Below are 575 nucleotides of genomic sequence, written 5' to 3' on the forward strand. Positions count from 1 at the left end.
CTCGCAACGATCAAGGGATTGCGGGAGCGTTAAAGTAGATTGGCAGCAACGTTCAAGGCTCTACCTTAAACACGAAAGCCAGTGATGAAATGAGCCACATGATGTTTGGACAGAGTAAGTTGTCCGGTTTCTCTGGTTTGTTCGCGACACACCCACCATTGGACGAAAGAATTCGAAGAATCGAACCCAATTGGGACGGAATCTACGCTCAACATTCTCATGCTCAAAGCACGGCGCTTGATAACGAACAAGTCAGTGGCTTTGCCGTAGGTGGCGGCTCTCCTGCTTCGCAATCTGCCTCACCATCGGAGCAATTGAGTGAGACAGGCCAACAGTTGATCAGTCAATTACCACCAGAGTTAGTTGATATCGCACGTGAACCATATAGCGCCCGATTTATTGCATTCGCCTTCATTTTTGATGGCAGCGATATTCAGCGCGAAATGATTAAGTCGTACGTTCCACTCGCATCGCAATCTACATTGCTTCCCTGGTTAGATTACGACTTACCACTTCATCTGCGTTTCCCGTTACTCGAACTCGCTCTGCCGGCACTTAAATCGCTGAGTGAAACC

Annotated in this window: 1 pseudogene; it reads left to right on the top strand. The window is 48.3% G+C overall.

Features of this window, described 5'->3' with window-relative positions:
* Nucleotides 1-575: pseudogene (locus R8N49_RS29165) on the top strand (Zn-dependent protease); the annotation flags it as partial.

The sequence above is a fragment of the Vibrio sp. 1978 genome, assembly GCF_033344345.1.